A 7923-nucleotide genomic window follows, 5' to 3' on the forward strand; every position below is an offset into this window, starting at 1 on the left:
ACTGTTCGATAACAATAAAAAAAACCCGCCCCTGACAGGCGGGAAACTACGGCAACAACTTATTCGAGTGATGCAATAGATAAGACAGACAAGGGAAAATGTTAAAAATCTCAATCAGTCAGATACTGAACAGCTAAACTCTCTCGATAATTGTAGCAATACCTTGCCCTAACCCAATACACATGGTTGCCAGCCCGAACTGTACATCTTTGCGTTCCATCAGGTTAAGCAGGGTAGTTGTGATGCGTGCGCCAGAACAGCCTAATGGATGGCCGAGAGCAATTGCACCACCGTTCAGGTTGATCCTATCGTCCATACTATCCAGCAGATTCAGCCCTTTCATACAGGCCAGTGATTGGGCTGCAAATGCTTCGTTTAATTCAATAAGGCCAATGTCAGCAAGGCTCAAGCCTGCTTTTTTCAATGCCATCTGAGTTGCAGGTACAGGGCCATAACCCATGATGGAAGGATCACAGCCAACAACTGCCATCGAACGAATTCGGGCACGTGCTTTCAACCCTAACTCGTTGGCTTTGCTTTCACTCATGATGAGCATCGCAGATGCGCCATCTGAAAGTGCTGAAGAGTTACCCGCCGTGACACTGCCTGTGACAGGATCAAAGACAGGCCGCAGCCCAGCCAGATTTTTCAGGTTGGTATCGGGACGAATCACTTCATCAAAATCGATGAACTTCAGGTTGCCATCAGCATCGTGCCCATGAATTGGTGCGATTTCGTTAGCGAACGTTTTTGATTCTGTCGCTTGTGCGGCTAGTAGGTGAGAGCGCAGGGCGAATTCATCTTGCATTTCGCGGCTGATACCGTGCATTTTTGCCAGCATTTCTGCGGTCAAGCCCATAACACCTGCGGCTTTAGCAACATTGCGGCTTAATTTCGGATGAAAATCGACACCGTGAGTCATGGGAATATGCCCCATATGCTCAACACCGCCAATCATCGCAATACTGGCATCGCCAGTCATAATCATGCGAGCACCGTCATGCAATGACTGCATTGAAGAACCACACAGACGGTTAACGGTCACCGCAGGGACCGAATGGGGAATGCCTGCCAGCAATGCGGAATTACGGGCGATATTGAACCCCTGTTCCAGTGTTTGTTGTACACACCCCCAAGAGATATCGTCGATATGCTCAGGCTGTACTGACGGGTTGCGCTTGAGTATCGATTTCATCAGATGTGCGGAGAGATCTTCGGCACGGACCTGACGGAATACACCACCTTTTGAGCGCCCCATTGGGGTACGAATACCATCAATAATGACTACGTTTTCCATGTTTTCAGACCTCACGCTTTTTCACCTGGATTAACAGCAATTTTGGCTGCGACAGGGTAGTAACTTTCATTGCTTTCGGATTTCGCTTTCAGGCCAGCGGGAACGTGATACATTGCGCCTAAGTGGGCATAACGTTCAGCCAGTTTCACATAAGCTGCGGTTCCCATCGTATCCAGATAGCGGAAAACACCACCGTGGAATGGTGGGAAGCCTAAACCATAAACCAGCGCCATATCTGCTTCCGCAGGACTGGCAATGACACCTTCTTCCAAGCAGCGAACGACTTCGTTAATCATCGGGATCATGGTACGGGCAATGATATCTTCCCCAGAGAAAACCTGTTTCGGTTGACTGATACCTGCCAGCAGTTGATCGACGGTTTCATCCTGCTCTTTTTTCGGCTTGCCTTTTTTGTCTTGAGTGTATTTATAGAAACCCACGTCATTTTTCTGGCCGTAACGCTGATTTTCAAATAATACATCAATGGCATCGTGATAATCGCGAGTCATGCGCTCTGGAAAACCTTGTGCCATGACCGCCTGAGCATGATGGGCGGTATCAATGCCAACAACGTCGATGAGATATGCAGGACCCATCGGCCAGCCAAACTCTTTCTCCATGATCTTGTCGATTTGACGGAAATCACCGCCATCGCGCAGTAACATGCCGAAGCCTGCCAGATAAGGGAACAATACGCGGTTGACGAAAAAGCCTGGGCAATCATTGACAACAATCGGCGTTTTACCCATTTTGCTGGCGTAAGCCACAACAGTAGAAATGGTCTTGTCTGAGGTTTTTTCTCCACGGATGATTTCAACCAGCGGCATACGGTGAACTGGGTTGAAAAAATGCATACCACAGAAATTTTCTGGCCGTTTCAGTGACTTTGCTAATTCAGTGATTGGGATTGTGGAGGTATTGGAGGCTAGAATGCAATCTTCGTTGATATGTGATTCTGTTTCTGCCAAGACCGCAGCTTTAATCTTCGGATTCTCAACAACGGCTTCGACAATAATCTGAGATTGCTCAATGTCCGCATAACTGAGTGTTGGTTGAATGGATGACAGAATCTTAGCCATTTTCATAGCATCCAGACGCCCACGCTCAAATTGCTTATGCAATAACTTAGCGGCTTCATTGACTCCTAAATCCAGCGCTTTCTGATTAATGTCTTTCATCAGAACAGGAACGCCTTTGCGTGCAGATTGATAGGCGATACCACCCCCCATGATACCTGCACCCAGTACTGTTGCATGCTGTGGCACCGTGACTTCTTTCAGATGTTTTTTCGCCAGACCTTTGACATATTGGTCATTCAGGAAGATGCCGACCAAGGCACGGGCAACATTGGTATGAGCCAGTGGAACAAAACTTTCTGCTTCTAGTTTCAAGGCTTCATCACGACCCAATGTCGCTGCTTTTTCAATAGTTTTTACAGCAGTAATTGGCGCTGGATAGTGTGGGCCTGCGACTTTCATCACCATTCCTTTCGCCACGGTGAAGCTCATGGTGCGTTCAACATCATTGAGGTTCAGTGGGGAAAGTTTAGGTTGGCGGGCGGCTTGCCAATCCAGATCGCCTTTGATGGCCTGTTCCAGAATAGAAACAGCAGCATCTACCAGCTTTTCAGTCGGCACAACGGCATCAACCAGGCCATTTTTTAGCGCGTCTTCTGCACCAATATCTTTGCCTGCTGTAATAATTTCGAGGGCGTTATCTGGGCCAATTAAACGTGGCAGGCGAACAGAACCACCAAAGCCCGGCATAATGCCTAATTTAGTTTCTGGTAATCCGATGCGAAGATCTGGGGATGCAACACGAAAGTCAGTTGACAATACTACCTCACAACCACCGCCAAGTGCATAGCCGTTGATCGCAGAAATAGTAGGAACAGGGAGATCTTCAATACGGTTGAAAATATCATTGGCGAACTTCAGCCATTCCTGAAGTTTTTCTTTTGGTGCATCGAATAATGATAAGAATTCTGTGATGTCTGCACCAACAATAAAGGCTTGTTTTTCAGAACGTAGTAACAGCCCTTTTAATTCAGTTTGTTGCTCAAGGACGGCAACCGCTTTATCCAATGAAGCAACGGTTTTTGTATCTAATTTATTAATTGCAGCTGGTGCATTGAAGATCAGTTCTGCAATGCCATCTTTCAGCCAGTTTACTTGAATAGTGTCACTTAGGTAGAGCATGTCAATCTCCTCAATGAGTGCATACCATCTGGTATGACCAGATACGGTTGATTGTGATTAGTGTGTTAATCGAATGCAAACCAATGATGAATTTTTTGTAGAGCGGATCACAGGGAAGATTTATGATGGACGACAATATTTTTTATTATAGTTATGAAAAATATAAATATTGTTAGTCAACTGCGCTAAGGTGAGATTTCCCCATGGTGACACCAAAAATAATGAATTGTGGTAAGATTTATACTCCTGCCAGATAATCAAAAGGTTTATGAAGATGGAAAAGTTGGCATCCCTGTACCACGAACATATTAAAATATTACAAAGACGTGCCCGCGAAATACTGACACGAAATCAGCTTGACGCTCTATTTATTCACTCTGGCGAGTCATTACGTGTTTTTCTGGATGACTGCGATTATCCTTTCAAGGTAAATGCACACTTCAAGGCTTGGGTGCCTGTGACTAAAGTACCCAATTGCTGGTTATGGATTGATGGTGTGAATAAACCTAAACTCTGGTTTTATTCTCCCGTGGATTATTGGCATAGCGTGGAGGCTTTGCCCAATAGCCACTGGACTGAAGAAGTTGAGTTGATCCATCTGGCAAAAGCCGATGATATCAAAGCAGAATTGAGTGGCTTATCAAAACAGAATACAGCTTATATTGGTGAGCAGACTGAGCGTGCAAAGGATTTGGGTATTCTCGAATACAATATCAATCCCAAAATGGTCTTGGATTATTTGAGTTACCATCGCTCATATAAAACAGATTACGAGCTGGTTTGTATGCGTGAAGCGCAGAAAACTGCCGTGAATGGTCATCTGGCCGCATACGACGCGTTTACATCTGGTGTGAGCGAGTTCGAAATCAATATATTCTATTTGATGGCAACAGGGCACCGCGATACAGATGTCCCTTATAATAATATTATTGCCCTGAATGAAAATGCGGCGGTCTTGCATTACACCAAATTACAACAGACTGTACCTTCTGAAATTCGCAGTTTCTTGATTGATGCTGGTGCAGAATATAATGGCTACGCTGCTGATATCACCAGAACTTATGCAGCAAAACATAACAACGATTTCGCTTCACTGATTAAAGATTTAAATGGGGAACAACAAGCGATTATTGGCTCGATCAAGGCGGGTATTCGGTATACCGATTATCATATCAATATGCATCGTCGCATAGCCAAGTTGCTAAAAAAACACGGAATCATTAATGGAATCACTGAAGAAACTATGGTTGAGAAAGGGCTGACAACTCCATTTTTCCCACATGGGCTAGGCCATCCACTGGGTTTGCAGGTGCATGACGCTGCCGGATTCATGCAGGATGATACCGGAACCCATCTGGCCGCGCCGACATTACATCCTTATCTGCGTTGTACACGTATTTTGGAGCCGAGGATGGTTTTGACCATTGAACCGGGTATTTATTTCATTGAAACTTTATTGGCACCGTGGCGTGAAAATGAATACAGCAAACATTTCGATTGGAAAAAAATCGACATGTTTAAGCTTTATGGTGGTATTCGTATTGAAGATAACATCGTTATTCACGATGGAAAAATTGAAAATATGACCAGAGATTTACAGTTGTCGTAATGAAGCCTTATTTGATCCCTGCGGCTTCAGTCAATTTCACTGAAGAAATAAAGAAAAGTCGTTTCATCACTCTGCTGGAACACACCAGCGGGGTGAATGAGGCAAAGTTATTTATCCAGAACATCAAGGAGCAATACCCGGATGCCCGACACCATTGCTGGGCTTTTGTGGCAGGTGCGCCGGATGACTCCCAGCAATTAGGTTTTTCAGATGATGGAGAACCGACGGGAACTGCCGGTAAGCCCATGATCGCGCAATTAATAGGAAGCGGAGTGGGAGAAATCACTGCCGTGTCAGTTCGCTATTTTGGTGGCATCAAACTTGGCACGGGAGGATTGGTAAAAGCCTATGGCAATGGTGTGCAGCAGGCACTGAAATTACTGGAAACAGAATACAAAGTACCGCAGAAACTGTATCAATTGCAGTGTGGATATGCCCATATCTCGATGGTGGAACAATTGCTACAAAAATTCTCAGGGCAAGTGATTGCCAGTGAATATGCTGAAAACGTTACATTGCAAGTTTCACTGCCAGCTACCCTTGCGGGGGAGATAGGTGATAAATTACGTGACTTAAGCCGTGGTGCTCTGTTTTTAACACCAAAATCATAATTATTTTGTCCTACCGGATTTTTGAGGAACCAGCCGAATGCATTTTCGCGCCATAACCCGTATTGTCGGGCTACTTGTCATTCTTTTCTCTGTCACAATGATTATTCCGGGATTGGTGGCATTGATTTATCGAGATGGCGCGGGTAGAGCATTCAGCCAGACATTTATCTTTGCTCTAGTGATTGGTTTAATGTTATGGGTGCCTAATCGGAACCAAAAACATGATCTTAAACCGAAAGAGGGATTTTTGATCGTTGTCCTGTTCTGGACAGTTCTGGGAAGTGTCGGTGCATTGCCTTTCATTTTCTCAGAGAAACCCAACCTTTCAGTGACTGATGCCTTTTTTGAATCATTTTCAGGCTTGACGACAACAGGGGCAACCACGCTTATTGGTCTCGACTCTCTGCCGAAAGCTATCCTCTTCTATCGACAAATGCTGCAATGGCTTGGGGGAATGGGGATCATCGTATTAGCTGTTGCGATTCTGCCCTTGCTCGGTGTCGGGGGAATGCAGCTGTATCGGGCAGAAATGCCGGGGCCGTTGAAAGACAATAAAATGCGCCCCCGCATTGCGGAGACCGCAAAAACACTCTGGCTGATCTACGTCTTGCTGACCATTGCCTGTGCAATAGCGTTATGGGCGGCGGGCATGTCGATATTCGATGCGATTTCTCATAGTTTTTCTACAATCGCGATTGGTGGGTTTTCGACACATGATGCCAGCATCGGTTTTTTCAATAGCTCGGCTATTAATACCATTATTGCGATTTTCCTGCTGATCTCTGGCTGTAATTTTGGTCTGCATTTCGCCGTACTTTCCGGACGAAGTTTGAAAGTTTACTGGCGTGACCCGGAATTCCGCATGTTCATTACCATCCAATTGGCATTACTGGTGATCTGTGTGCTGATATTGTGGCAACAATCCGTTTACGAATCAGGATTAGATGCACTGAATCATGCTTTCTTTCAAGTGGTTTCGATGGCAACCACCGCAGGATTTACAACAGTCAGTTTTGCCAATTGGCCTCTGTTTCTGCCTTTTCTTCTCTTATGTTCTGCATTTATCGGAGGATGTGCGGGATCGACAGGTGGGGGATTGAAAGTTATCCGCATCTTGTTGTTGTTCCTGCAAGGCTCCCGTGAACTAAAACGTCTGGTTCACCCGAACGCCGTATACACCATTAAATTGGGACAAAGAGCATTGCCGGAGCGAATTATTGAAGCAGTATGGGGTTTCTTTTCTGCTTATGCGCTGGTTTTTCTTATTAGCATGCTGTTACTGATTGCAACAGGTGTTGATGAATTTTCCGCTTTTTCTGCTATAGCCGCAACATTGAATAACTTGGGGCCCGGGTTGGGCGCCGTCTCTGATAACTTTACCACCATGAATCCGGCGGCTAAATGGATATTGGTCGTAACCATGCTGTTTGGACGTTTGGAAGTTTTCACTCTATTGGTTCTGTTCACACCGACTTTTTGGCGTGAATAACTGTGAAGGTGAGTCGTTGTTTAAAAAAGGTGTATTTATGAATTATTTACTGCTTTATTCCACTCAGGATGGACAGACTAAGAAAATTATTACTTGTATCGCTGAGAATCTCCGTCGCGCGGGTGCTGAGTGTGACTTAAGAGATCTGGCTACAATAAAGCACATTAATCTGAAACCTTATCATAAAGTGATGATAGGGGCGTCGATACGCTATGGCCATTTTAATTCCGTATTACATCAGTTCGCTATTCGACACCAAAAACAATTGAACCAAATGCCGACGGCGTTCTTCGGTGTCAATCTAACGGCGAGAAAACCAGAAAAGAGAACACCAGAAACCAATGCTTATATACGCAAGTTCTTGATGAAAAGCCCTTGGAAGCCAAATTTATGTGATGTCTTTGCTGGTGCGTTGCTTTATCCCCGCTATCGTTGGCTGGATCGCATCATGATTCAGTTTATTATGAGGATGACAGGTGGGGAAACTGATACAACAAAAGAGATTGAATACACTGATTGGGAGCAGGTCGATCTCTTTTCTGGGAAGTTTCTGCAAATATCATGTGAAAAAGAGTCTCAAAAATAGCCTTTTTGCTGGTTGTTACAGCGTTTTGAGGGAAAAAAACACGAACGGAAAGAAAATTCAAAAAAACTATTGTCAGGCGGCGAAAAGTCCCTATAATGCGCCACCACTGACCGACGCTGAGCGAAGACACGCC

General features: G+C 45.0%; 6 protein-coding genes. 4 read left to right on the top strand and 2 right to left on the bottom strand.

Annotation, left to right across the window (positions count from 1 at the left end):
- Positions 1-133 precede the first annotated feature (133 nt).
- Positions 134-1297, bottom strand: coding sequence for an acetyl-CoA C-acyltransferase FadA (gene fadA, locus NXS07_RS12645; protein WP_038191743.1), 1164 nt, complete (start codon positions 1295-1297; stop codon positions 134-136).
- Between the two features lie 11 nt (positions 1298-1308).
- Positions 1309-3495: a fatty acid oxidation complex subunit alpha FadB gene (gene fadB, locus NXS07_RS12650; RefSeq protein WP_258086853.1), complete on the bottom strand. Its 2187-nt coding sequence runs from the start codon at positions 3493-3495 to the stop codon at positions 1309-1311.
- Between the two features lie 274 nt (positions 3496-3769).
- Here fadB and pepQ point away from each other — a divergent pair, with 274 nt between their 5' ends.
- From pepQ to hemG, 4 genes are read left to right on the top strand one after another with little or no spacing between them, the layout of a single operon-like run.
- Entirely contained in the window at positions 3770-5104 is a 1335-nt protein-coding gene (gene pepQ / locus NXS07_RS12655) for a Xaa-Pro dipeptidase (RefSeq protein WP_038203588.1), read from the top strand.
- Positions 5104-5715: an IMPACT family protein gene (locus NXS07_RS12660; RefSeq protein ID WP_038203585.1), complete on the top strand. Its 612-nt coding sequence runs from the start codon at positions 5104-5106 to the stop codon at positions 5713-5715. Before pepQ ends, NXS07_RS12660 begins: the two co-directional genes overlap by 1 nt.
- A 37-nt stretch (positions 5716-5752) precedes the next feature.
- Positions 5753-7204: a Trk system potassium transporter TrkH gene (gene trkH / locus NXS07_RS12665; RefSeq protein ID WP_038191735.1), complete on the top strand. Its 1452-nt coding sequence runs from the start codon at positions 5753-5755 to the stop codon at positions 7202-7204.
- A gap of 37 nt (positions 7205-7241) precedes the next feature.
- The gene (gene hemG / locus NXS07_RS12670; protein WP_038191737.1) at positions 7242-7790 is read left to right on the top strand and encodes a menaquinone-dependent protoporphyrinogen IX dehydrogenase; all 549 of its coding nucleotides are present in this window, start codon (positions 7242-7244) and stop codon (positions 7788-7790) included.
- Positions 7791-7923: the final 133 nt, after the last annotated feature.

This window comes from Xenorhabdus bovienii, from assembly GCF_024721015.1.
GTDB classification, from domain to species: Bacteria; Pseudomonadota; Gammaproteobacteria; order Enterobacterales; family Enterobacteriaceae; genus Xenorhabdus; species Xenorhabdus bovienii.

Coding starts and splice junctions, on each gene's coding strand:
- fadA (WP_038191743.1), bottom strand. CDS start 1,297: ATGGAAAACGTAGTCATTATTGATGGTATTCGTACCCCAATGGGGCGC.
- fadB (WP_258086853.1), bottom strand. CDS start 3,495: ATGCTCTACCTAAGTGACACTATTCAAGTAAACTGGCTGAAAGATGGC.
- pepQ (WP_038203588.1), top strand. CDS start 3,770: ATGGAAAAGTTGGCATCCCTGTACCACGAACATATTAAAATATTACAA.
- NXS07_RS12660 (WP_038203585.1), top strand. CDS start 5,104: ATGAAGCCTTATTTGATCCCTGCGGCTTCAGTCAATTTCACTGAAGAA.
- trkH (WP_038191735.1), top strand. CDS start 5,753: ATGCATTTTCGCGCCATAACCCGTATTGTCGGGCTACTTGTCATTCTT.
- hemG (WP_038191737.1), top strand. CDS start 7,242: ATGAATTATTTACTGCTTTATTCCACTCAGGATGGACAGACTAAGAAA.